Annotated in this window: 23 protein-coding genes; 10 read left to right on the forward strand and 13 right to left on the reverse strand. The window is 52.1% G+C overall.

Annotation, left to right across the window (positions count from 1 at the left end):
• Positions 1–142: 142 nt before the first annotated feature.
• The 6 genes from NFC81_RS09950 to NFC81_RS09975 form a co-directional block, all read right to left on the reverse strand.
• The gene (locus NFC81_RS09950) at positions 143–4,885 is read right to left on the reverse strand and encodes a flagellar hook-basal body complex protein (protein WP_304994335.1); all 4,743 of its coding nucleotides are present in this window, start codon (positions 4,883–4,885) and stop codon (positions 143–145) included.
• Positions 4,886–5,055: 170 nt separating this feature from the next.
• A complete protein-coding gene (locus NFC81_RS09955; RefSeq protein ID WP_304994336.1) occupies positions 5,056–5,808 on the reverse strand; it encodes a flagellar hook capping FlgD N-terminal domain-containing protein in 753 nt (250 codons plus the stop codon).
• 15 nt (positions 5,809–5,823) lie between these two features.
• Positions 5,824–6,264 carry a flagellar basal body rod protein FlgC gene (gene flgC, locus NFC81_RS09960; protein WP_304994337.1) on the reverse strand — a complete coding sequence of 147 codons (441 nt, stop codon included), beginning with the start codon at positions 6,262–6,264 and terminating at the stop codon, positions 5,824–5,826.
• Between the two features lie 29 nt (positions 6,265–6,293).
• Positions 6,294–6,692, reverse strand: a complete 399-nt coding sequence (gene flgB, locus NFC81_RS09965) for a flagellar basal body rod protein FlgB (RefSeq protein ID WP_304994338.1) — start codon at positions 6,690–6,692, stop codon at positions 6,294–6,296.
• 138 nt (positions 6,693–6,830) lie between these two features.
• A complete protein-coding gene (locus NFC81_RS09970) occupies positions 6,831–7,655 on the reverse strand; it encodes a protein-glutamate O-methyltransferase CheR (RefSeq protein ID WP_304994339.1) in 825 nt (274 codons plus the stop codon).
• Between the two features lie 19 nt (positions 7,656–7,674).
• Complete coding sequence (locus tag NFC81_RS09975) at positions 7,675–8,625, reverse strand: chemotaxis protein CheV (protein WP_304994340.1); 951 nt, start codon at positions 8,623–8,625, stop codon at positions 7,675–7,677.
• A gap of 104 nt (positions 8,626–8,729) precedes the next feature.
• Here NFC81_RS09975 and flgA point away from each other — a divergent pair, with 104 nt between their 5' ends.
• The 4 genes from flgA (at position 8,730) to NFC81_RS09995 (ending at position 11,976) form a co-directional block, all read left to right on the forward strand.
• Positions 8,730–9,485 (forward strand): flagellar basal body P-ring formation chaperone FlgA, encoded by a 756-nt coding sequence (flgA, locus tag NFC81_RS09980; protein WP_304994341.1) that lies wholly within the window; start codon positions 8,730–8,732, stop codon positions 9,483–9,485.
• Between the two features lie 108 nt (positions 9,486–9,593).
• Entirely contained in the window at positions 9,594–9,905 is a 312-nt protein-coding gene (gene flgM / locus NFC81_RS09985) for a flagellar biosynthesis anti-sigma factor FlgM (RefSeq protein ID WP_304994342.1), read from the forward strand.
• Positions 9,906–9,958: 53 nt separating this feature from the next.
• Positions 9,959–10,417 (forward strand): flagellar export chaperone FlgN, encoded by a 459-nt coding sequence (gene flgN, locus NFC81_RS09990; protein ID WP_304994343.1) that lies wholly within the window; start codon positions 9,959–9,961, stop codon positions 10,415–10,417.
• Between the two features lie 74 nt (positions 10,418–10,491).
• Positions 10,492–11,976: a hypothetical protein gene (locus tag NFC81_RS09995; protein ID WP_304994344.1), complete on the forward strand. Its 1,485-nt coding sequence runs from the start codon at positions 10,492–10,494 to the stop codon at positions 11,974–11,976.
• An 11-nt stretch (positions 11,977–11,987) separates the two neighbouring features.
• Here NFC81_RS09995 and NFC81_RS10000 read toward each other — a convergent pair whose 3' ends face one another.
• The 3 genes from NFC81_RS10000 to NFC81_RS10010 all read right to left on the reverse strand — a co-directional run bounded on the left by NFC81_RS10000 (position 11,988) and on the right by NFC81_RS10010 (position 14,386).
• Positions 11,988–13,727 carry an ABC transporter ATP-binding protein/permease gene (locus NFC81_RS10000; protein ID WP_304994345.1) on the reverse strand — a complete coding sequence of 580 codons (1,740 nt, stop codon included), beginning with the start codon at positions 13,725–13,727 and terminating at the stop codon, positions 11,988–11,990.
• Between the two features lie 75 nt (positions 13,728–13,802).
• Positions 13,803–14,084, reverse strand: coding sequence for a pyrimidine/purine nucleoside phosphorylase (locus NFC81_RS10005; RefSeq protein ID WP_304994346.1), 282 nt, complete (start codon positions 14,082–14,084; stop codon positions 13,803–13,805).
• 59 nt (positions 14,085–14,143) lie between these two features.
• Positions 14,144–14,386, reverse strand: a complete 243-nt coding sequence (locus NFC81_RS10010; protein WP_304994347.1) for a hypothetical protein — start codon at positions 14,384–14,386, stop codon at positions 14,144–14,146.
• A 74-nt stretch (positions 14,387–14,460) separates the two neighbouring features.
• On the opposite strand from NFC81_RS10010, the gene NFC81_RS10015 reads away from it, so the two are divergent.
• The gene (locus NFC81_RS10015; protein WP_304994348.1) at positions 14,461–14,976 is read left to right on the forward strand and encodes a hypothetical protein; all 516 of its coding nucleotides are present in this window, start codon (positions 14,461–14,463) and stop codon (positions 14,974–14,976) included.
• Here NFC81_RS10015 and hda read toward each other — a convergent pair.
• Positions 14,954–15,655 carry a DnaA regulatory inactivator Hda gene (gene hda / locus NFC81_RS10020; protein WP_304994349.1) on the reverse strand — a complete coding sequence of 234 codons (702 nt, stop codon included), beginning with the start codon at positions 15,653–15,655 and terminating at the stop codon, positions 14,954–14,956. The two genes, NFC81_RS10015 and hda, sit on opposite strands and share 23 nt — an antisense overlap.
• On the reverse strand, positions 15,652–16,743 hold the full coding sequence (locus NFC81_RS10025; RefSeq protein WP_304994350.1) for a DUF2066 domain-containing protein: 1,092 nt from the start codon (positions 16,741–16,743) through the stop codon (positions 15,652–15,654). The genes hda and NFC81_RS10025 overlap by 4 nt, the downstream gene beginning before the upstream one ends.
• Before the next feature lie 142 nt (positions 16,744–16,885).
• On the opposite strand from NFC81_RS10025, the gene purM reads away from it, so the two are divergent.
• The 5 genes from purM (at position 16,886) to NFC81_RS10050 (ending at position 21,546) form a co-directional block, all read left to right on the forward strand.
• On the forward strand, positions 16,886–17,929 hold the full coding sequence (purM, locus tag NFC81_RS10030; protein ID WP_304994351.1) for a phosphoribosylformylglycinamidine cyclo-ligase: 1,044 nt from the start codon (positions 16,886–16,888) through the stop codon (positions 17,927–17,929).
• Positions 17,926–18,618, forward strand: coding sequence for a phosphoribosylglycinamide formyltransferase (gene purN / locus NFC81_RS10035; RefSeq protein ID WP_304994352.1), 693 nt, complete (start codon positions 17,926–17,928; stop codon positions 18,616–18,618). Before purM ends, purN begins: the two co-directional genes overlap by 4 nt.
• Before the next feature lie 49 nt (positions 18,619–18,667).
• Complete coding sequence (locus NFC81_RS10040; RefSeq protein ID WP_304994353.1) at positions 18,668–19,345, forward strand: DUF3108 domain-containing protein; 678 nt, start codon at positions 18,668–18,670, stop codon at positions 19,343–19,345.
• A 92-nt stretch (positions 19,346–19,437) separates the two neighbouring features.
• The gene (locus tag NFC81_RS10045; RefSeq protein WP_304994354.1) at positions 19,438–20,430 is read left to right on the forward strand and encodes a 2-hydroxyacid dehydrogenase; all 993 of its coding nucleotides are present in this window, start codon (positions 19,438–19,440) and stop codon (positions 20,428–20,430) included.
• Between the two features lie 180 nt (positions 20,431–20,610).
• Entirely contained in the window at positions 20,611–21,546 is a 936-nt protein-coding gene (locus NFC81_RS10050; protein ID WP_304994355.1) for a DegV family protein, read from the forward strand.
• Positions 21,547–21,593: 47 nt separating this feature from the next.
• Here NFC81_RS10050 and dcd read toward each other — a convergent pair whose 3' ends face one another.
• Both dcd and apbC read right to left on the reverse strand, forming a co-directional pair.
• Entirely contained in the window at positions 21,594–22,163 is a 570-nt protein-coding gene (dcd, locus tag NFC81_RS10055; RefSeq protein ID WP_304994356.1) for a dCTP deaminase, read from the reverse strand.
• Between the two features lie 76 nt (positions 22,164–22,239).
• Positions 22,240–23,334 (reverse strand): iron-sulfur cluster carrier protein ApbC, encoded by a 1,095-nt coding sequence (apbC, locus tag NFC81_RS10060; RefSeq protein WP_304994357.1) that lies wholly within the window; start codon positions 23,332–23,334, stop codon positions 22,240–22,242.
• Positions 23,335–23,343: the final 9 nt, after the last annotated feature.

Consider the following 23,343-nt stretch of genomic DNA (forward strand, 5'->3'; position numbering starts at 1 on the left):
ACAGCGGCAAGAGCGGCAACGATTGATCAAGTGAAGCGGCAGCGCCTTACCTATCTTTCATTGCCCAGCGGAGCGGTAATCACGAATCAACTGTTTGTGGCGGGTGCGCTCTTACGATATCAAGCTCCCGCCCTACAGCTCATTAACGCAGGTTAATGATGGTCTGCGTTATCGCACTGGCTGTTTCAATGGTCTTCGCACTGGCCTGGAAGTTCCGCTGTGCGATGATCAAATGAACCAGTTGTTCAGACAGATCCACGTTCGAGTCTTCCAAAGCGCTCGAGCGAATCTTACCCAGAGTACCCGTGCCCGGGACACCGATGGTTGCATCACCCGACTCAAAGGACTCCGTCCATTCAGTGAAACCAATCGGACTCAAACCCTCTGGGTTACGGAAGGAGGCAACTGCTACTTGACCAATGACCTGTGATTGACCGTTGGTATAGCGCGCAGCGATTTCACCCTGATCGTTGATCTCCAAGTCTTTCAGCTGACCCGATGCGTAACCGTCTTGCGAGAAATTCTCGCGTGAGAATGGTCCACCAAACTGCGTTACACGCTCAAAATTGATCTCGAAGTTCGAGCTTACGTTCGGCACAGGAATCGGCAGTTGGCCGCCTTGTGCTTGTGGACGTGGGCCGTAGCCACCCGTTGCACCGCCTTCGTCGTTACGTGGCAACCAGTTAGAGATCAACCATGACCCACTGGCTTCTTTGTTCAACGTACCGTCGGCGTTGAAGAACATTTTGAACTGTGCCTGCGTGGGCACTTGGTTCTCAGGGAACGGCAAGCTCAAGTCTGGGTCACCGATATCGCGACCATCAATCTGGGCATACACGGTCCAACTGTTCAAGTCGAACGGGCGGTTTGGATCATCTTGATCCTTTACGAAGAACATCTGCAAGACGTGCTGATTACCCAGTGAATCATAAATGGTCAACGACGAGGTCTCGTTGTACGTCTCAGGGTTCTTAGGATCAAAAGCATTGATCACAAAGTCTTCGAAGTCGTCGGCGACCAAGCCGTTAAACAAACCGGTGACCCGAGGGTCTGGCTGACGCATGCTGTAGTCTTTGTTCAAGATGATCTCAACCGTACCACCCACCAGGGCAGTGGTTTCGCCATCTGGCACAGCACCCAAGGTAATTGGGGCAGTGCCTTCTTCACCCAGCAAGGTTAGGCGGTCTGCTACACGCGGCGACTCAATCTGTACCGTAATATCTTGCCCTGTACCTGATGTCAGAATGAGGTCACCGCTATCGCCGTCCAAGCTAGCGGTAATGCCCGACAAGGACGTTTGCTGGTACTGGTTGATCTCTTCAACCATCGCCAAGAAGTTGTTCGAGGTGATGACTTGACCGTTGATGAAGACATTCATGTCCCCGGCGTTCGAATAATCCGAACTTAGGAAACGCAGTTGCGTGCTGGCGGTCGCGTTGACGCCCGGTAATGCAGACAGCTGAGTCGCTGTTTGCGAAGCCGTTTGTTTCTCATCAATGGTTACGATGCGCTCTTCGCCATCGGGATCCGTAAGGATAAACGATTGTTCAGGGTAACCATTGTTCACCTTAGGCTGCCCCAGCTCCAGATAGTCACTGTTTAGGCGATCAATCTGCAACATGGCATTGAGTTCTTCTACCGTAATATCCTCACCAATGGCCTGCACATTAGAAATAGATATCTGTGAAGGCTCACCAGCACGTGTCGCAACCAATTGGAGTTGCTTGGTGCCATCTGGGTTTAAGGTCACCTGCGCCTTCACGCCGATGTAATCGGCCTCCGGCACATCGGCCAGTTCGCGATTGATGGCTTGGGCTAACTGCTCAATACTACGGATATTCTCATCAATCGAGATTTCTACCGAGCCGGAACGATTATCTGGGTCTGGCAGTGGCACTGCTAGATTGATGCGGAACGAATTCCGACGATCAACCGGATCGATTGCGGCAGTCGTGGTTTGTGACGAGTGGCCGATGGCCGCCAAGGAGCCAGTATTACCTGGTACATTGGTCACGTTCAGCGAGTTAGGGAAACCGCCCAAGGCTGTCAAGGCAAACACAATACGGCCATTGACTTGAGAGGCTTCGACTTTACCAGCTAACTGTCCTACGGCGTTAATCTGCGCATTGATTGAGGCGACCACTTCATCTGCGTTCGTATACTCACCTGCAGGGATAACAATGGTGCCAACACCAGGGTTTTCACCGCCAACACTCACGCGCAACTGGTTGTTCGCGGGGGTATCGCTGGTACCTGGTGTAGAGGTAGGCAGGGGCACACTGTTCGACGTCAGACCCAGCGTATCGGCGTTGAATCCTACAGCTGTACTACCATTATCTACGACAGTAATGGGATTCGAATTGTTCGCCGTATTAGCAAACAGCAAATTAGTACCGTCCAAACCTGCGGTTACGTTACCGCTTAGCGTGGGGTTAGCGAACAACGCATTGTTGACGGCATTCGCCAAGTCTGCCCGTGAGGCAAAACCAGTACCCGGCACAGGAATAGAGATAGTGCTGTCAATACTGCCCGTCAGTACACGAATATCCAACGTGCGACCGAGAACGCCACCTTGGTCACCAATAGAGGTGGATGGCAGAGACAAGGAACCACGTAGGGTACTGACCGTTCCAGACTCAAAGTTATTGAAAGTCAACTGAGTGGTATTATTGCCCTGCACCTGCACTGGTGTGCCTGGGATTGTCGTCAGGTCAATGCTACCGCCACCCGCAAACAAATCACTACCGGCAATAGGTGCAGTCACTAAGGGTGCATTTGGACCGACATCTTCAGTGTCGATGCCCAATAAACCCGTCAAGGTGCCTACGTTGTCCGTGATACGTACAATGGACGTACCATCAGAAGCAAACGGACCGTCCGTTGTGACCTGCAAATAACCTGGGCGATCCGGGTCTTCTTGCACACGCACACGACCAGCAAGCGTAGAATCATTATTCACCGCTGCCTGGAATGACTCGATCAGGTCACTCATGCTGCGAATTTGTCCACCGATGGGGAAGGGTTCCAACGTTATAGTGGTGGAAATACCATCATTAATGTTTGGACCCTGCAACGTAATATCAAGTGTCTGAGGTGATGCAGGAGGCAACTGACTGAATACCGAAGGCGCTGCAGATGCGCCGTCCCCAGTGCGCAAGAAGAGGTCTTCTGCGATGTTGCTACCACCAATGTCATTCACCGAAAGCACACGGGTACCTGAGGTCGATACAAACTGCACAACGTTATCCGGTAACTGCTCGGGATCCGCCTGCACAATAATCCGACCACCCAAGATGGAATTATCGTCGATAGACGTTTGGAAAGCATCCAGCATGGCACCAAAGGTCGCAAAGTTGGCGCTACCGGGAAACGGTGCAATTGAAACTGCTAGGGGTGCGCCACCGTTCAACAACGGATCTTGAATCTGTATTTGAATAGTATCAGTAGGTGACGGTACGTTCTGGAATACACGCTCTGATACCGCACCACCGGTCAAACCAAGTTGGGTTCCCGATGTTCCCGGCCCTACATCTTGAATATTAGTGATACGAATATCTGGGTCTGTAGAAATCAACTCAATGCCATTTCCGTTAGGAGTCAGCTGAAACTCCAGACCTGCGGGTAGTGGTCCACTCAACGTGACAGAGCCTACACCGTTATTCAAATCATTGATCAGCGTTGCTTGGTCCGTGTACTGAGTACCAGCCGCAAACGTCGCTGTAATTGTTGTCGGCACACCAGAATCTTGGAAGTTTATCTCAATGTCCTGGGCATTTGGCAGAGGTTCAAACAGTAGCTCAGGGCCTGACGCCGCACCGCCTACACCACCATAACCAATGGCATCGATTAAGTTACCGGTTCCGCCTACGATCCCCTGAAATTCAGTACCATTAGTCGAGAAGAAGCGAAGTTGATCTGGCAGTGTATCCAAATGCACAAATACCCTACCCGCAGTAATCGGGTTTGAATTCAATGCCGTTTCAATCAGGGTACGCGCTTGCGCAGGCGTCGTTGGCTGCGCGGTCAATGGCCCCAAGGTAACGACCGTTGGCACAGCTGATCCAGGCAGTTGAATAGACAGGTCTATCGTGTCACTGGCACCCACTAACGGTGCCAACGGATCAGCCATAGCAGCATCAGGATTTAAGCTATAGAACTGCGGAGTACTGATTCCCGTAGAATAAATGCCCACCGGCTCTACCGCATCACCCGCCGTATAGATATCCGCCAAGTTCAAGCTACCGGTCACCGACGACGCCGTTCCCGCCGTAGTCGGTACACCCACGGTACTGAGTACGGTTTGCGTTGCTACGGGTGAACCCACCTGAACCTGACCAATCGCCAGGCCATTGGTACGCGTAATACTGCCCAACTGCGCCAAAATAGGCGCCCCTGCAGGTACGTTTACACCCGCATTCACTTTATTCGTGCCGCGCGGCGGTTGACTGGCAGTATCAATACGCAAGTCTTGCAGAATACCATCCACAATACCGCTGGCGCTGGCACCAAAACCCTGTAAGCGGGCATTTTGATTCGATGTGATATAACCGTTTTTATCGACACCGAATATACCGGAGCGCGTATAAGTTACTTCACCGTTTGGATATTGCGTAACAAAGAAACCACTTCCGTCGATGGCCATATCCAGCACACTGCCGGTTTGGGTAATATTACCCTGCGTCATCTTCTGGCCAATATTAGCGATATTCACCCCGCCGCCGACCGGGTTGCGGCCCGTGCCCAGCATGCTGGACGTATAGGCATCGCCAAACTCGGTACGGCTGGCTTTAAAACCGGTCGTCGAGGCATTCGCAATGTTATTACCAGTGACCTTGAGGTCTTTATTCGCTGCGGCCAAGCCGCTCAAGCCTGTGCTGAAACTCATCGGTATATCCTCTTATGCAACCCGGTTAGGGATTCTTTTCTGTGGGCTGAAGACAAAGCTTCGCCGTTAGCAGAAAAATAGATTTTTCCACTTAATTAATAACTACTTGATGCTTTTTATGAATCGGTATTAAGCCAACACGGGCTTAATACCGACCAATTTTATCTACGTTAAAATACGTGATTAATACGCGTTACTTTATCCAGCGTCGTATCTTTTCCGTTCTCAAGATTCAGTTTTACGGTGTTATCCGCCAATATGGAAACACTGTCGACTCGCGAACTCATGGACACCGCTTGCGCCATATTCTGTCCGGCTACGTTGCCCATAATGCGGAAGCGGTAATTTCCTTCCGGATGCGGAAAAGGATTGCCGTCTTCGTCAGTCTCAAATTTGTCGTAGTCTATGTCGGCCCACTTGCCATTCACTTCCAGATCCAAGCCGTTCCATTTGAACGCCAGCTCACCGGATGGCTGTGGCCCCAAGGCAACAGATTCAATCACCTGGCCGAACTCGTCTTCAATCTGCAAGACTAAGTTGTCGGCACCGGGCGTAATATTGGCCGTGCCAAATACCAAGTCGCCGTAGCGCAATGCACTTTCTTGCTGGCCGTCAACCGTCACCGCACCACCGACCAAGCTTGACGCTTGCAGTGCTTGGCTCGACTTCATGGCCGTGGCCAGCTTATCAAAGCCACCGCTCATATTGGTGATACCTTCAACCGTTGAGAATTGCGCCAATTGCGCAATGAACTCGCCGTTTTCTTTCGGCTCCAACGGGTTTTGGTTGGTCAACTGGGCGATCATCAACTCCAGGAACTGATCCTTACCCAACTCGCCACGGTCCGCTTTAGGCGGTGCCTTCTTGTCAATGCTGTACTGGTCGAGTGGATTACTCGCGCCAACTTGATTGATGTTAGACATGATGCATTACCTGTTTTAACGACCCATTGTCAGGGTTTTCTGGACCAGTGTTTTGGCGGTGTTGAATACTTCAACATTCACCTGGAAAGTACGCGATGCCGAGATCATGTCGGCCATTTCTTCGACCACATTGACGTTCGGGTAATACACATAACCTTCTGGATCCGCCATAGGGTGAGTAGGATCATAACGAATTTCAAGCGGCCCGTCTTTTTCTACAATGGCGGCCACATTCACACCATTACCGACATCACGATTGGCCGTCAGATAACGGAAATCCGGGTGATTCATCTGCTTCGGTATCACCTCAAACACGGGCTTACGGGCACGATAGGTTTCGTCGATGCTGGAACTCACGCTCTGCGCGTTAGCCAGGTTACTGGCCGTGGTGTTCAAGCGCACCGACTGGGCGGTCATACCGGATCCAGCGATGTTGATCGTATTGGTAAATGACATGGTGCTATTCTCCTAACGCCCAGCGTTCATTATTCGCCTCTCAGGGCGCTACGCAGCCCCAAGAAACGGCCATTCAGGAATTCGAAGCTGGCGTTGTACGACATTGCGTTCTTAGTGAACTCAGCGTGTTCAACGTTGTCATCAACGGTGTTACCGTCAATGGCTGGCTGATAAGGACTACGATACAACAGTTCAAAATCAACCGATCCGCGTCCAGCAATGTGGCGATTATTGGTACGCTTCACTGCCAGGCTGGCATTCTTGTCCACTTCGCCACGGAGCACGGCCTCAAAATCAATGTCACGGGCTTTGAACCCGGGGGTATCCGCATTGGCCAGGTTATTCGCCAACACTTCAGTACGCTCAGCGCGAACCAACAATGCTTTCTGGTGAATACCCAACGAATTTTGAAAACCTAACGCTGACATGATAGTGCTCCTCTTGTGTGCACGTTTTACAATACAACTTGCGTGCCAGAAATGAAAAACCCGCCTAATCAGCGGGTTTGGTGGCTTCTAAGGGCGCTTCACTGCAGCCAAAAGCGACAAGAATTGCCGCTTTTTCCGCTACTTTTTCCGGTAGATGATGCCAGGGCGGCAATGCACCATTTCATAAAGATCGTTCAAGCCATTGACGGCTTCAGATGCACCGACGATCAAATACCCGCCGGGCCGCAACGACTGGTGCATTTTCTTCAAAATCTGGGTCTTAAGATCACCGGTAAAATAAATCAAAACATTACGACAAAAGATGATATGAAACTGCCCCAGCAATGAGTAGCTTTCCAGCAAGTTCAGAATTTTGAACTCCACTCGTGACGCAATCACCGGCTTGATGCGCCAGCGCCCATCGGTGGTTTGATCAAAGTACTGCTTTAGTTGCGCTGTATCCAGTCCACGTCCGAGGGCCAGCATGGCATATTCACCCGCTTTTGCGTCACTGAGTGCTCGCGTGCTGATGTCAGTTGCGATGATTTTCTCACCTTGAAACGAGCCTGGTCGAGTACGCTTAAACTCTTCCATAATCATGGAGATTGAGTACGGCTCTTGCCCGGTCGAGCATGCCGCCGACCAAATACGCAGCGGCTGCTTCACCTTTTCTTGCGTGTATTCCGGCAGCAACTTGTTGCGCAAGATATCGAATGGATGCATGTCCCTGAACCACAAGGTTTCATTCGTGGTCATAGCATCCACCACCTGGGCACGCAAGCTGCCACGCATATCTCGTTCCACCAACTTCAGGAGATCCGCGAGGGTCTCTGAGTTCGTGTCTTTAAGAATGTTGCGTAACCGGCTAGACACCAAATACTGCTTGTTAGGACCCAGTGCAATTCCGGAATGCTTTTCCAGAAACTGGCTGAACTCCTCATAACCTCTGCTAACAGCCGACATATGGCTGGGTACTCCCTAGTTATTCTTCGAGTGCCGGTACGGTACCACCACGGGCCATAATCTGATCGATCACCTTCTGAGCCAGCTCATCCGGGTGGAACTTAGCTTGGAAATCATTGGCACCTACTTTCTGCACCATGGCTTTATTGAACACACCACTCAGCGAAGTATGCAGAATAATGTGCATGTCCTTCAATTCCGGTTGATTTCTTATGTTGGCGGTCAGAGTGTAGCCGTCCATTTCTGGCATTTCGATGTCGGAAATGATCATGGCAAACTCTTCCACCGGATTCTTACCGTCCGCAATCATTTGCACCAGATAGTCCCACGCCTCTTTACCGTCTTCAAGGATAACTGTCTCAATGCCAATTTGTTCAACACAGCGGCTGATCTGCTTACGCGCAATGCGCGAATCATCGACGATCAGTACCTTGTTGTTCACCGCTGCACTGCGTGCATCGTCGGTAATCAGGCCTTCTCGGATGGTTTCATCGACTGGCGACACTTCCGCTAGAATCTTTTCGACATCGATGATTTCTACCATCTGATCGTCGAGTTTGGTGACTGCCGTCAGATAGTGATCATGGCCAGTGCCCTTGGGGGGTGGCAGAATGTCCTCCCAATTCATGTTAACAATGCGATCAACCGAGTCCACCAAAAAGCCCTGCACACGGTTGTTGTATTCTGTGATGATCACAAAGGCATCATCAATGTTTTCCAGCGGCCGCTTTCCGGTCGCCAATCCGAGATCTAAAATAGGGGTTGTGCCGCCTCGTATATGGGCAACGCCACGCACCACAGACTTGCTCTTTGGCATACTGGTGAGGCGCGGGCACTGCAGTACCTCTTTGACCTTAAAGACGTTGATCCCATACAGCTGTTTACCGTTGAGACGAAACAGCAAAAGCTCAAGCCTGTTTTGGCCTACAAGTTGCGTTCTCTTGTTGACACTATCCAATACTCCGGCCATTTTCACACTCCAGAATCACATTGACTGGCATAATAATTGAATGACGTTAACTCATACGACATTCACTGACGGTTATCTGTCATTGTAGACCAATAGGCACCCGAATGGCGCGCTTCTCAAAGGCCCTAGTACGACGTTACTGTGCACTCCAAAGCCTGTCAGGCATCTTATTCTGCCTGCTGCTTTTGCCCTTGCCTGCTACAGCGCTGGATAGAGACCAGCTCACCGCAGAGTTAAGTGAGCACATCCGTAAAGCTATTCTAGACCATTATAGCGGCGCTACAGCAGAAAAAATTAATATTGACCTCACTCTACCGAACGCGGTCAGCTTACTTGAAGAATGCTCGGCACCTCTTCATGTTACAGCAAGTCGGAATCAATGGATTGGTAATGTTCGCTTGCGGGTTGCTTGCGAGGCTGAGCAAAACTGGACAACACATGTGGTTGCCAGTGTTGGCATGCGCCTTCCGGTCGTGGTGTTAAGTCGGTCACTTCCGCGTAATTCAGTTCTCACTGAGACCGACATTACCCTGCAAGAGCTAAACATTGCCGATCAACATCAAGGTTTTTATCTCGATGCCGATGCAGTCATCGGTTCTGCACTCGCGCGCGATCTTGGACTCGGCTATGTCTTGCACAGCCGTGTACTGAACGCACCCAAGTTAGTTTCACGCGGGGATGCAGTGACCATCAGAGCCACCGGCGGTGGAATTTCAGTATCGATGGCCGGTACAGCACTGACGGACGGCGTCGAAGGGCGTCAAATTTCTGTCAGAAACAACAACTCTGGTAAAGTGGTGCGCGCTTGGGTTATAGGCCGGGGGCTGGTTGAAGTACCTTTTACCCCGCGCGGCGAGTAGAATGGCATTAACGCCAAAAAAAATTCATTATTTTTAGATTTGCACTAAAGTTTGCTTAAGCCTTGCCGCTAAAGCACCTAGCGGAACTGTAACTTTGAGGGTTTTATCATGGCAATTAATTTCAACAACGGCATTGGTCCCGGTCAAAACGGAACCAATGGCGCCAAAAGCAAAGACAACGTCACTCCACTCACGCGGGATGTTGCCAGCAATAGCCAGAATGCTTCCAATAAGGAAGATTCGGTGAAACTGAGCAGTCAGGTACAATCCTTGCAGAGTCTGGAAGCGCAGATCAAAAAAATGCCGGATGTGGACCAAGAGCGTGTTGACACAATCAAGTCAGCAATCGCCAATGGCGAATACACCATTAACTATGAGCGCCTGGCAGCAGCCATCCAGAAATTTGAGGGAAGCCTCTAATTCCATTGATGTGAAGGCCGTTGCAGTCAGGCTCTTAGCGGGAGAGTTCTATCATGCAATGGTCAGATGAATACGAAAAAGCTCTAGAACAACACCTCAGTGAGTTACTTTCGCTAGGGCGGCAAATGCTTGCCGCCCTCATGGAAGAATACGACGCACTTTACCAGCGCGAACCCCCTTCAACCGAAGTCATCGCTCAAAAGGCCACACTGGCGCAAAAACTTGCTACAACGCAAGACGCCTATGTAGCTCACATCAAAGAATTGGGTGACACTGATTTGCGAGCAGCTCTAGAAGCACAAGCGCCTCGCTTGATTCCACTGCTTGATGATACCAAGAGTATGCTGCAGCAATGCGACCGCCATAACCAAATCAATGGCCGCTTATTGACTCGCACGCACTTGAAGAATCAATTGTTCGGTCGATTACTGAAAAGCCACTTGCCAGAGCCGACCTACTCGCGCGGCGGACAGATGACAGAAAACTCCGGAGCAACGCTGGGCAAGGCATGATTTCGCTGACTTGACTGGGTAAGCTCCTTTGAGCGAAAGTCTAATATTCTCTGGCATTTGAGGCGAACAGCGGCATGTATATAGAACCACTCGCACTCTTCATTATTGCAGAAGTTCTGCTCGCCGTGATCATCGTTTCCGGCTTTCTATTCTATAAGAGCCGACTCCTACGTGTCATGATTGCCATCTTGACCCATTTGAGAAAAGAGCGCGCTCGCCGGGAAATGGAACGCCGAGCGGAATTGGCACGCTTGCGCCAAGAAAACAAAGCGTTAGCCGCCGATGTGGTCCGCATTCGTGAGGACAGCGGCAAGTCCTACGGTGATCTGGTACAGGACCGTTTGAGTGAGCTGGATGATGCCCCTGACGGTGAAGATAATGAAACCGAAGAGGCGGATGAAGAAGCAGCGACTGACGATAGCAACATCAGCGATCTCCGCCGCGCTTTTTTGGAATACGAAGCAGCTCTTGCGTCCCCCTACCCCAACCCCAAAGATACAGAAGAAGCGTTTATCAAGCGCATCGAGAAGTTGATTGGCAAACGACAAAACCTAATACCGGTAGACTCTGAGCTGGGCCAGCTGCAAGAGCAAGTTGAACTGCATAAGAAACGCATTCATGCCCTCGAGCGCTATGAATCAATGCATACGCAGGCTTTAGAGGAGCTTGAAGCCGCTAAAGCACAGGTTGCCGAGTTGCGTAGCATTACCATAGACCCCAGTGCACCTGGGTACGAGCCTGCGACCTCTGGCGAACATGCCGAAGAAATCTATCGCCTCAAGTGTGAGCGCTTTGATTTGTTGGAAAGTATCAACGATATGCGCCTTAAGCTACAGAAGGCCATTGCCGACGACAATTCCATAGAAGTCGTGGAGATCATGGAGCAGCAAATCAAACATCAGACGCAGTATATGAAAGAGTCTGACATGGCCATCACACTGCTGGAAAAAGAGCTAGAAGCATCGAACAAATCCGTTGCTGAGTTGAAAGAAAAGCTTGCGAGCATGAAGCCAGCGGCTGGAGTGGACCCAGCGACCGTTCAAGAGTTTCAAAAGCTCAATACCGAAGGACTAGACAAACTCAACGACTTTGCCAACGACCAGAAGAACAACATCAGCGCCATGCGTGAGAACCTTCTGCAATTCAAAGCCGCTCAACAAGAAGAAGAACGTGCAGAGTTAATGGTCCGTCAAGAGCAGCAGATCCAATCGATGGAGTCGACACTCAAAGAGTCAGAAACCTGCGTGATGATTCTGGAAAATGAGCTAAACGACGCCAACAACAAGATTGAACAACTGCAGGTCGCAGCACAGCAGGCCAGTGAGAACACAGAGGCGAACCGCCACGCCAACGAAATGGAAAACCTGTTACGCAAGTTTGTAACGGACAGCGAAGACATGGTTGCCTGCATTGGCGGGCTGGAAAATGAGAATATTGAACTGCGTACCCGCCTGATGGACATGGGTGTTGAAGAAGATGCCCTACCCAAGCACGCCCTGCCGCCCGAAGCACTGAAGGTCAGCAAGCCGGTAACAGTAACCGACGAGAAGGCAGAGTAGCTCGGCGTTTTCTATCGCTTCTCACGCAGTTGTAGAGCCCACAACTGCGCGTATCGACCGCCCTGCTTCAGCAACGCCTCATGCCGCCCCTGCTCAACCACTGCGCCATTGTCCAACACAACAATGTTGTCAGCGTCGGTCACCGTCGACAAGCGGTGGGCAATCACCACGGATGTATGCCCAGACGCAATTTCCCGCATGGCATCCAAAATAGCCCCTTCTGAATTGGAATCGAGCGCCGATGTGGCTTCGTCGAAGATCAAGATAGGCGATTGCTTCAACAATACGCGGGCAATGGCGATACGTTGCTTTTCACCGCCCGACACCTTTAAACCGCGCTCACCGACAACGGTCTTATCGCCATTGGGCAAGGCTTTAATAAAGCCATCCAAATGTGCCATGGTGATCGCCCGATCAATGGCCTCCTCTGAAGCCTCTGGATTGCCATACGCAACGTTTTCACGAATGGTGGCGTTAAACAGTACGGTATCTTGCGGCACGATAGCAATTTGCTGCCGCAAGCTGCGCAACGTCACTTGCGCGATGTTCTGACCATCGATGTAGATCGCTCCAGAACTCAAATCGTAGAAACGGTAAAGCAAACGGGCAATGGTGCTTTTGCCGGCACCCGACGCCCCCACAATAGCCACCTTGCTACCGGCGCTCACGGTCAGCGTGAAGTCTTTGAGGATCTTGCGCTCTGGGTGGTAGCCGAAACTGGCCTGACGAAACTCAATTTCTCCGCGCGTTAACTGTAGCTCCTTTGCAGTCGGGTGATCGGCAATCACCGGCTTTCTGGCCAACAAGCCCAGCATGTTTTCAAGATCGGTTAGCGCACGGCGGATTTCACGATAGACAAAACCCAGAAAGTTCAGTGGAATAAACAGCTGAATCATGTAGGCATTGATCATAGCGAGATCACCCAGCGTCATTTCACCTCCGATCACACCCTGCGCGGCCATAATCATCATGGCCGTAATGGCCATGGCTATGATCAGTGCCTGGCCTGAGTTCAACGCCAACAAAGACATTCGGTTCTTTAACTTGGCTGTTTCCCAATGCGCCAGGAAACTGTCGTAGGTGCGCGCCTCGTAATCTTCGTTATTGAAGTACTTCACCGTCTCGTAGTTAAGCAGACTATCAACAGCGCGCGTATTGGTCGAAGAGTCAGCTTGATTCGCGGCACGCACAAAGCGGTTGCGCCACTCGGTCGTCAGCACCGTAAACAGTATATAGAGGGTCACTGCTACGAGAGTGATTAAGGCATACCAAGCAGAAAAAGCGATGGTGAAGATCAGCGCCACCATCAATATCTCGAACAGCGTCGGGACAATATTGAACATCAAGAAGCGCATTAGGAAACTGATACCACTGGTACCGCGCTCGATATCGCGGCTGATACCGCCGGTTTGCCGCTCAAGATGAAAAGCCAATTCCAAGGCATGCAGATGCTTAAACACTCGCAGCCCGATCTGCCGCATGGCATGTTCCGTTACGCGACTGAAAATCGCATCACGCAACTCGCCAAAAAACACGCCACCAAAGCGCAGCAGCCCATAGAACAGCAGAAAAGCCAGAGGGAGTACCAGTTCCGGTTGCAAACTCCGGTCAACACCATCAATGATGTTCTTGAGTGCCCACGGCATGAGGAGTGTGGCGCCCTTGGCCGCCAGCAATGCTAACAAAGCCAGTAACACCCTGCCTTTGAACGCCCAAAGGTAGGGTAACAGGTAGCCTACACTTTGCCGCAAGTTCAGTGCTTCTTGCGCCCTAGAAGGCGATTCTCCTGCACTACCTACACTGCTCCCCCCCATGCCTCGCATAAATCAGGCGTACGTACAGAGGTAAGCGGTATCCTGCGCCACTTGTAACTGAAACTTGCTGTCCGCAGGCACTTCAAACACCTGTCCGGCGCTGTAGGTCTGCCACTCACTGGCACCGGGTAGCTTCACGGTCAGAGCACCGCTGATCACCGTCATGGTTTCATGCTGGCTGGTACCAAATTCATACTCGCCAGGCGCCATCACACCTACGGTGGCAGGCAATTGTTCGCCAGCAAAAGCGATGGAGGCTACTTTGCCGTCAAAATACTGGTTTACGTTGAACATAGTTAACTCTCACTTGTTTAAGAAACTGTTGTGGCGTGCGTGTGATAAAAACTCTTACCTTAAGGGGCTTCATCGTCGTAATAACCGCCGTCATCGCCTTCTACCAGCTCCGTCACCACGGGGTTACCGCATTGCACACACTTGCCCGACACAAAAACACGCTCGTCTATTTCGTACTCTTCGGGGTCGGTCATCCCCAAGTCTGCGGCCATACAGTGTTGGCACCACGTTTGACTGAGAAACGCTGCCTGCTCTTCCGCATCGCGAGCAAAAAAGTCCCGCTCAATTCTGTTGTCGCTCATACCCTTTCCCTTACCAATTCAAGGCTGCGCATTATACAATGCACACCAACTGAAGATAGGAAATTATAGGCCTTATGTCTTTTCCCGCATTGATCGCTCTAGAATACAGTGAATACGATGAGCGTGGCTTCCCCACCGCCATCGCTTGGACCTTAGACGACGCCATGTACAAGGCAGTGTTGATTCAGCCAGCAGAAGAATGGTTGAACAACATGAACGATGACGTTACCGCGTTAGACAGACCGCTCACAGAGCTGTTGGAGCTGGGTGAAAACTTGGTAGATATTGCCCGAGAAATCGCTGAAGACCGGCCGGACGGTACATTTTACGCCGAAGACCCGGAGATTGTGACCAGTATGCTAGAGCGCTTTTACAGCGCATTAGATCAAGACTGCCCTTATGAGATAGCACCTATGCGTGAGGCCTTTGCCGCCTGGGACAGCGACGAAGTAGAGAACACTCGCCGCTTGTTTATTGATCGCTTGGACTTATCGCCGCACATCGCCGAGCAGAACATCATCGCCTGGCGAGCGACCTATGCGCACCTGCTCGAAGGCCAAGAAAACATTACCAGCCCATCACAGCCTTAATGAAGGGCTGAGTTAAACGCCGCTGTGCGGCAAGCGATGCTGTATCGAGGGTATGTATGGTAGCGGTCAACCCGGCCCATTCACGTGGCCCACGCACCGCCACATACTGCGCTGTCTCCTCAGACAGTGTCATGCCATGCTGCTCAGCCAACCAAATGATGGCCGCTACCCAATCTTCGTCATTGGGCACTTTTAGCTGCGCGCGCATGCCCCAACTCAGCCGCGAATGCAGATCAGGCAGAATATGGTCTTGCAGCTCAGGAAGGGATTGATGGCTCGCAAGCACCAGCCGCTGCCCTTGATCGCGCATGGTGTTAAACACATTAAAAAGAGCACGATCCCAGTTTGGCTCACCCAACACAGTATCGAGATCGTCTAAGCACAACACGGAAAAACCACACAGTTCCTGCAAAACGTCAGGAGCTTCATGTTGCACTTCATTGAGGCTCAGATAGAAAGCAGTATGCCCCTGCATATCGGCACGGTGGCAGATCGCTTGTTGCACATGCGTCAAACCAGAACCTGGCGCGCCATGCAAAAAGACACTGGTTTCCGTCCCCTGCAACCACTCGTCGCGCAGCCAATCGATCAGCCAGGCGTTCGGTCCCGCATACATAGCATCCAGACGTGCGTCAGCGCGCAAGCTAACCTGCAAAGGGAGCTGAGCTGGCGCTATCATTGACTGAGCCAGATAAAGTTGAGCGCGCTTGCGTCATCGCCAAAGCCAATGTCTGACATCAACTGCATGCGCGACTCGAGAGCTAGGATATCCAACAGTTGCGACTCGGGCGCACGTACCGACAGGCGATAGCGCGCTAAATCCCCATCAATACCCAGCATTTGTATTTGCGAGATGCCGTTCACATCGCGCAAATATTGACGCACTGCACCATGCGTCTGCACATTGGTCACGTTAAGAACACTGATGTCCATCGGCCTGGCGGTTTGACGGTGATCTACGGCATAGCGCTCTGCCATGGCGTCCGCCGCTAAGCCAACGCCTTGCGCAATGACCGACTGCTGTGTGTCGCCGAAAAAAGTGGCGGTGCGCTTCTCGCCGGCAAAAATAAAATGCCAGCGCCCGACCCACTGCCCGGAATCAGGTTGCACGCCGACGTAACCACCCAATATCGCGTCGGCATTATAGCGCTCGGCGACCACCGCCATCGGCTGCTCAAATCCGGCCCACACATCATCCGCCGTCAATATAGAGAGATCCTGAAGATCCAACAATGGCCATTGCAACGGCACGCCACGTTGACGCGCCTGCTCTCTTAACAATGCAACCCCATCTGCTTGCGCAATCTCACCCAGCAGATCGATATTGCCCAAGCTGTTCGGCGCAGCCAAATAAATCATGACGCTAGGCCGCCTTGCAGCCCACACATGCAAACCTGAATCAACCAGCGCACTGCGCACTCGCTGGCCATCGAAGACAACATCTAACTTAAAAGTGGGTTGCATATTGCCAATGGCGTCTGGAAGCATGACCTCACTGGCACCAAAACCAAAACGTGCGAGCAGGTCACTGGGGTTTCGCAGGGCTTCCTGCACGGCCCCGTCAGCCTCAGCGGCATTGACGTCACCGGATACCCGCACAAACACCTCACGCAGTGCATCACGCAACGCCAACGTCTGCGCGCGTTCGTCTGCACTTTGCAGGATAATTCTTTCCGCTTCCATCAGGCGTACGGTCTCTGCTGCCGTGCCCAACGCAGCACAAAAGAACAAGGCCACCGCAGACAGGGCTGATAACAATCTCGACATGTGCACTCACTTCCTAGATACAGATTTCTATTCTGACAAAATTTAAGTAATTTAACACGTCTAGCGCGGAAACGATGACCATAACTTTACGGGCTGGTAGAATGCGCGGCAATCATACATCTGTGCAGGAGTTTTACCCACCATGGCGAAGCCGTCATTGAGCTACAAAGATGCGGGCGTTGATATTGATGCCGGTAATCAACTGGTCGAACGCATCAAGTCCGTTTCTCGGCGCACCCATCGCCCAGGTGTATTGGGCGGCTTGGGCGGCTTTGGTGCTCTGTTTGAATTACCCAAAGGCTATGATGAGCCTGTCTTGGTATCCGGCACCGATGGGGTAGGCACCAAGCTACGTCTGGCGATGGATTTGCAGCGCCATGACACCATTGGTATCGATTTGGTGGCCATGTGCGTCAATGACCTGATCGTGGCCGGTGCAGAACCATTGTTCTTTTTAGACTACTACGCCACCGGCAAACTGAACGTGGACATCGCCGCCGATGTTGTCAGTGGCATCGGCGCTGGCTGCGAACTTTCAGGCTGTGCTTTGGTTGGAGGTGAAACCGCCGAAATGCCTGGCATGTATGAAGGTGAAGATTACGATCTGGCCGGTTTTTGCGTCGGTATCGCCGAAAAATCGAAATTGATCGACGGCAGCAAGGTAAAAGCCGGTGATGTTCTGCTCGGCTTACCATCCAGTGGCCCACACTCCAATGGATATTCGCTGATTCGCAAAGTGTTGGAAGTCAGCGGCCAGTCCGCAGACACCCCGCTGGGCGACAGCACGCTCGGTGAAGCACTGCTCGCTCCAACGCGCATCTACGTAAAGCCATTGCTTGAGTTGCTCCGCCAACAACCTGTCCACGCCATGAGCCATATTACTGGTGGTGGATTCTTGGAGAACATTCCGCGCGTGATGCCGGAAAACACCAAGGCAGTAATAGACACCCATGCGTGGCAACTGCCGGCGGTTTTCCAGTGGTTGCAGCAAGAAGGCAACATCACTGACACCGAGATGTACCGTACCTTCAACTGTGGTATCGGCATGGTGCTGGTCGTACCTGAATCAGCGCGCGATGCCGCTATCGCCTGTCTGCAAGATCAAGGCGAAGCGCCCATCGTTTTGGGCCACATTGCACCGGCAGAAGGTGCACCCTTTGTGGAAATGGGCAACGCGCAAGCATGAACAGCGACCTAGAAAGCAGCACCAACGGCAACTCCGGTTGCCGCGTTGTGGTACTGATCAGTGGTGGCGGTACTAACTTACAAGCACTGATTGACGCCGCGCAACAGGATACACTTGCGGGTGCGCAATTGGTTGGCGTACTGAGCAATCGCCCGAACGCGGGCGGACTGGCTCGCGCTGCACAAGTAAGCATCCCCAGTATTACCCTGAACCATCAAGACTACGCCAGCCGAGAGGCCTTTGACGCAGCTATGTTACATAACATCGATGCGTGGCAGCCTGATCTCGTTGTACTGGCTGGCTTTATGCGTATTCTAACGCCGGAGTTTGTCGCTCACTACGAAGGTCGTATGATCAATATTCATCCTTCGTTGTTACCCAAATACCCCGGCTTACACACACACGCTCGTGCCATAGAGGCCGGCGACCGAGAGCACGGCGCAACCGTTCACTTTGTCACGACCGAACTGGATGGTGGTCCGGCCATTGTGCAGGCCAGTGTACCGGTGCATTCGGATGATACGGAGGCTATCCTGGCCCAGCGTGTACAAACTGTAGAGCACCAAATCTACCCCGCCGCCGTTGCATGGTTTGCGCAAGGCCTATTGACAATGCGCTCTGGGCGGGCCTATATGAGAGGCAAACTCATAGGATCAACAGGACTGAACTGGAATGAGAGCGCACCTTAGAAAGGCGATTGCCTCCCTCGTCGTATGCCTTAGTCTCCCCTACGCTGCCATGGCATACGACCTGCAACCGTTCGAGCTGGAGCTGGAGGGGTTTCAATATGCAGGTGTCGGCATTAAGGTGACAGGCAAGCAAAGCCTGGCCCGCCGTAATAATGATGTATGGCGGATATCCTTTGAGATGCGTGGCCCCTTCGTACGCATTGAAGAATGGGTTGATTTCCGCTGGGTAGACGGCACTCCTGCACCCATCGAATACCGGTTTGACCAGCGTATGCCGTTCAACAACGAATCACGCCGCATTCGTTTCGAGCCTGATCGAGACCGCATCCGGGTCAACCTGAATAACAACAGCTATACCTACGATTTCGAGCCCGATATATTTGATCCTCTCAGCTACACCCTCTTGCTGCTGAACCAACTGTCGCTGGGCGAAGAACGCTTTGAGTTCTCCGTGATCGATCGACGTAATCCACGGCGCTATGTGTTCGAGTTGATCGAGGAGACAGAGCTGTCGGGTAATTCGGCGGCCATCGTAGCCCAACGGGTTCCTAGCCGCGGCATCACTTACATAGTCTTCGATACTGACTGGACCATTCCAACACATTTTTTACGCTGGCGTGATGGTAAACTGGATCAACAAATTCGTGCCATGTCCGCAACCATAGGCGGAACTCGTGTGCGCGACTTGCCGCACTGGCCGAATCCGCGAAATGACATTCCCAGCTAGTTGATGCACATCAAGGCCCGGATCGGCTAGCCAACATAGACTGTTCCTCAGTTTCTTAATTTTAACGAAAGGGAGTCGATCAGGAGCCTATTATGAAAATCGCCGTCTTCAGTGCCAAACCATACGACGAACAACACCTAAACCACTTCAATGAGGTCGGGCACACGCTGACCTTTTTTGAGCCACACCTGAACCACAAAACAGCTGCACTGGCAGCTGATCATGACGTGGTGTGCTGTTTCGTCAACGACACCTTGGACGCCCCCACGATCGAAATATTGGCAAGCCTAAAGATCCGCATGATAGCTATGCGTTGCGCTGGGTTTAACAACGTTGACTTGGTCGCCGCTGAGCAATATGGCATTCCGGTTGCGCGCGTCCCTGAGTATTCACCGCATGCCGTAGCAGAACACGCTGTTGCCCTGATTCTTGACCTTAATCGAAACATCCACCGCGCATTCAACCGTGTACGAGAGAACGACTACTCGCTCAATGGGTTGCTGGGCTTTGACCTTTATCGGAAAACCGTGGGCGTAGTGGGTACCGGTAAAATCGGTGCAACCTTTGCTGGCATCATGCAGGGGTTCGGGTGCCAGGTGATTGCGTACGATCCCTTCCCCAATCCTCAGGTTCAGGCCATGAACATTGACTACGTGCCCCTAGAAGAATTGTGGCGCCGCTCGGATGTTATTTCACTGCACTGCCCTCTGATGCCCGAGACCCATCACCTCGTCAATGCAGACTCCATTGCGGCCATGAAACGAGGCACTATGCTGATCAACACCAGTCGCGGGGCTCTGATCGACACCCGTGCCGTTATCGCAGGTTTGAAAAGTGGTCAGATAGGCTATTTAGGACTAGACGTGTATGAGGAAGAGGCCGATTTATTTTTTGAGGACTTCTCCAACCATTTACTACAAGACGATGTATTCGCCCGTCTGTTGACGTTCCCCAACGTCATCATTACTGGCCACCAAGCATTTTTTACCCGCGAGGCTTTAGATGCCATCGCACGTACGACAATGCATAACATCAACGCTCTTGCCGAGGGCGAGCTATCGAAAGCTCACGTCGTTAAGATATAAACAAGCGCCAAACTCCACCTCTTTCTGTCAATAATAACCTCTCTTGATGAGAGGTTATTTCCTACATGAACAGTAGTCTTGCCTCACCTGTGTTACCCCGTTGTGAATTTGCGTAGGCTTCTGTCACAGTACCGTGGCATTTTTCCAACCGACTTCATAATAATAAGTGGAACTGACACCATGAGCATTGCCCTTGTCGTAGACGCCTCCTGCGATATTCCCGAAAGTGTTATCAGAGAGCACGGCATTACGGTTCTCCCTGTAACGGTCACCACTGACGGCCAAGAGATGTATGACGTGCGAGAGGCCGCCGCTACACTCAAGTACTACCAAGACCACCTCGTCGACAAAGATAAAACAGTCACCACTCGGGCGCTTACCCCGAACGAAGCCGTAATGATCATCGAACGTGACTGTTTACCAAAAGCCGACTACGTGATTGTACAAACCATGAGTCGCACACGTTCCAAGTTCTACGACCACCTGTCAGAAGCAGCCTCCGTGTTGAACACGAAACTCAAGGCCGAAGGTTCGAACAAGGTCGTTCGCGTCATGGACGCTCGTGCGCTGTTCGCCGGTGTTGGCGTCGTCGCTGCCCACACGCAAGCTCTGATCAATAAGGGGATGGAAGGCAGTGAGGTACGCCGTTTAGCTGCGCTGATTGCCGATCACGTACACACCTTTGTCGTGCCCCCAGACCTCTATTACATTCGTGAGCGCGCACGGCAACGCGGCGAAGACAGTATTAATTTTGTTAGCGCAGTATTGGGCAAGGCACTGGGTATTACGCCGGTCGTCTGCGGTCACCGCGAAAAGAACTTTCCGTGCGCCAAATTTAAAGGCTTTCAAGCGGCTGTAGAGGGTACGTTGGAACACGCTATTAAGCAGATAAACCGGGGAACAATGAAATCGCCTTTTGTCGTTATCAGCTACTCGGGCGACTTAAAAGACCTGAACCAATTCCAAGGGATTGCGCATCTGCGCGAATTGCATGAAGACAAAACGATTCGCTTGCTGATCAGCACCATGGGGCTGTCTGGCGCGACCTATTTAGGCCCTGGCTCGTTCTCAATGGGCTATGCCTGCGATGATAACGAGTGGTCAAAGCCCGTATAAAGCAAAAAGGGGGCATAGGGCGGATTCGCACCCGCCCGAACACAGCATCATGCCTTAGGCAGGGTCACGCCGCGTTGCCCCATATACTTCCCACTGCGATCCTTATACGACACTTCACACGGCTCATCTGACTGGAAGAACAGCATCTGCGCCACACCCTCGTTTGCATATATTTTGGCCGGTAGGGTTGTGGTGTTAGAGAATTCCAAGGTCACATGACCTTCCCACTCGGGCTCCAATGGCGTCACATTCACGATGATGCCGCAGCGTGCATAGGTTGATTTACCCAAACAAATGGTCAGCACATCACGAGGGATGCGGAAATACTCGACCGTGCGTGCCAAAGCAAAGGAGTTCGGGGGTATAATGCACACGTCTTTCTGCACATCGACGAAGCTGTTCTCATCGAAGTGTTTAGGGTCTACGGTCGCTGAATGAATGTTGGTGAACACCTTAAACTCGTTCGAGCACCGTACGTCGTAACCATAGCTCGACGTGCCGTAAGAAATTACCTTTCCGCCATCAGCGGCTGTTTTAATCTGGCCAGGCTCGTAGGGCTCTATCATGCCGTGCTGCTCGGCCATCTGGCGAATCCAACGATCCGATTTAATGCTCATGCGGTATCTCTCCTGACCACAAAAAAACTGGCGCTATGGTAACGGGGTCTGGCGCCGAGGGCAACGCCAGCCACCGTCAATCGTCACTGACGGTAATGGTCGGAATCGCACTGCTGCCGGCATTCAAGACTGAGATATTCGCCATCACCTGACGCGCCATCATCAGGTATTGCAAAGCCACTTCTGATTCTGGGTCAGCGACCACCGTCGGCGCGCCGCCATCGGCCTGTTCACGAATGTGAATGTCCAACGGCATACTGGCCAGAATATCCACACCATACTCATCCGCCAGGCGAGTACCGCCACCCTCGCCGAAGATATGCTCCGCATGCCCACAGTTCGAACAAATATGCATCGCCATGTTCTCCACCACCCCCAATACAGGGATGTTGACCTTGCGGAACATTTCAATACCTTTTTTGGCATCCAGCAAAGCGATGTCCTGCGGAGTCGTCACGATTACCGAGCCTGTTGCAGGCACTTTTTGGGCAAACGTCAGTTGGATATCGCCCGTACCCGGCGGCATATCCACCACCAGGTAATCCAAGTCATCCCACTGGGTTTGCGTCAGCAATTGCTGCAAAGCGCCGCTTACCATGGGGCCTCGCCACACCATGGGGGTCTTGTCGTTCACTAAAAAGGCCATCGACATAGCTTGAATACCATGCGCTTGAAGGGGTACGAACCACTTTCCGTCGATGGTTTCGGGCTTTGTACCTGCCGGTATACCCAGCATCATGCCCTGACTCGGGCCGTAGATATCGGCATCCAGAATACCCACGCGCGCACCCTCCTGGGCCATGGCTAAGGCGAGGTTAACGGCTGTGGTGGATTTACCGACCCCACCCTTACCGCTGGCTACCGCGATAATGTTTTTCACGGCAGGCATACTGGCCGACTGATTAGCCACCGGCTGACGAGTCACTTGCCACTCAATATCCACGTTAATTTTACCGCTGTATATCGCTTCCAGTTGCGCTTCCACTAAGGTTGCTAAGCCATAGCCAAATTTCTTAGCGGGATACGCAAGCTCAAGTACAACGTGAAGGCGATCGTTTTCGTCGGCAAATGACTTGAGTTGGGCCCCGCTCAGCGGCTGCGCGGTATGGGGGTCTTGAATACGACCTAAACATTGCACGATCTGATTGCGGTCCAGTACTGGCTTACTCAACAGCGTCTC

It is taken from the genome of Salinispirillum sp. LH 10-3-1, from assembly GCF_030643825.1.
Classification (GTDB): domain Bacteria; phylum Pseudomonadota; class Gammaproteobacteria; order Pseudomonadales; family Natronospirillaceae; genus Salinispirillum.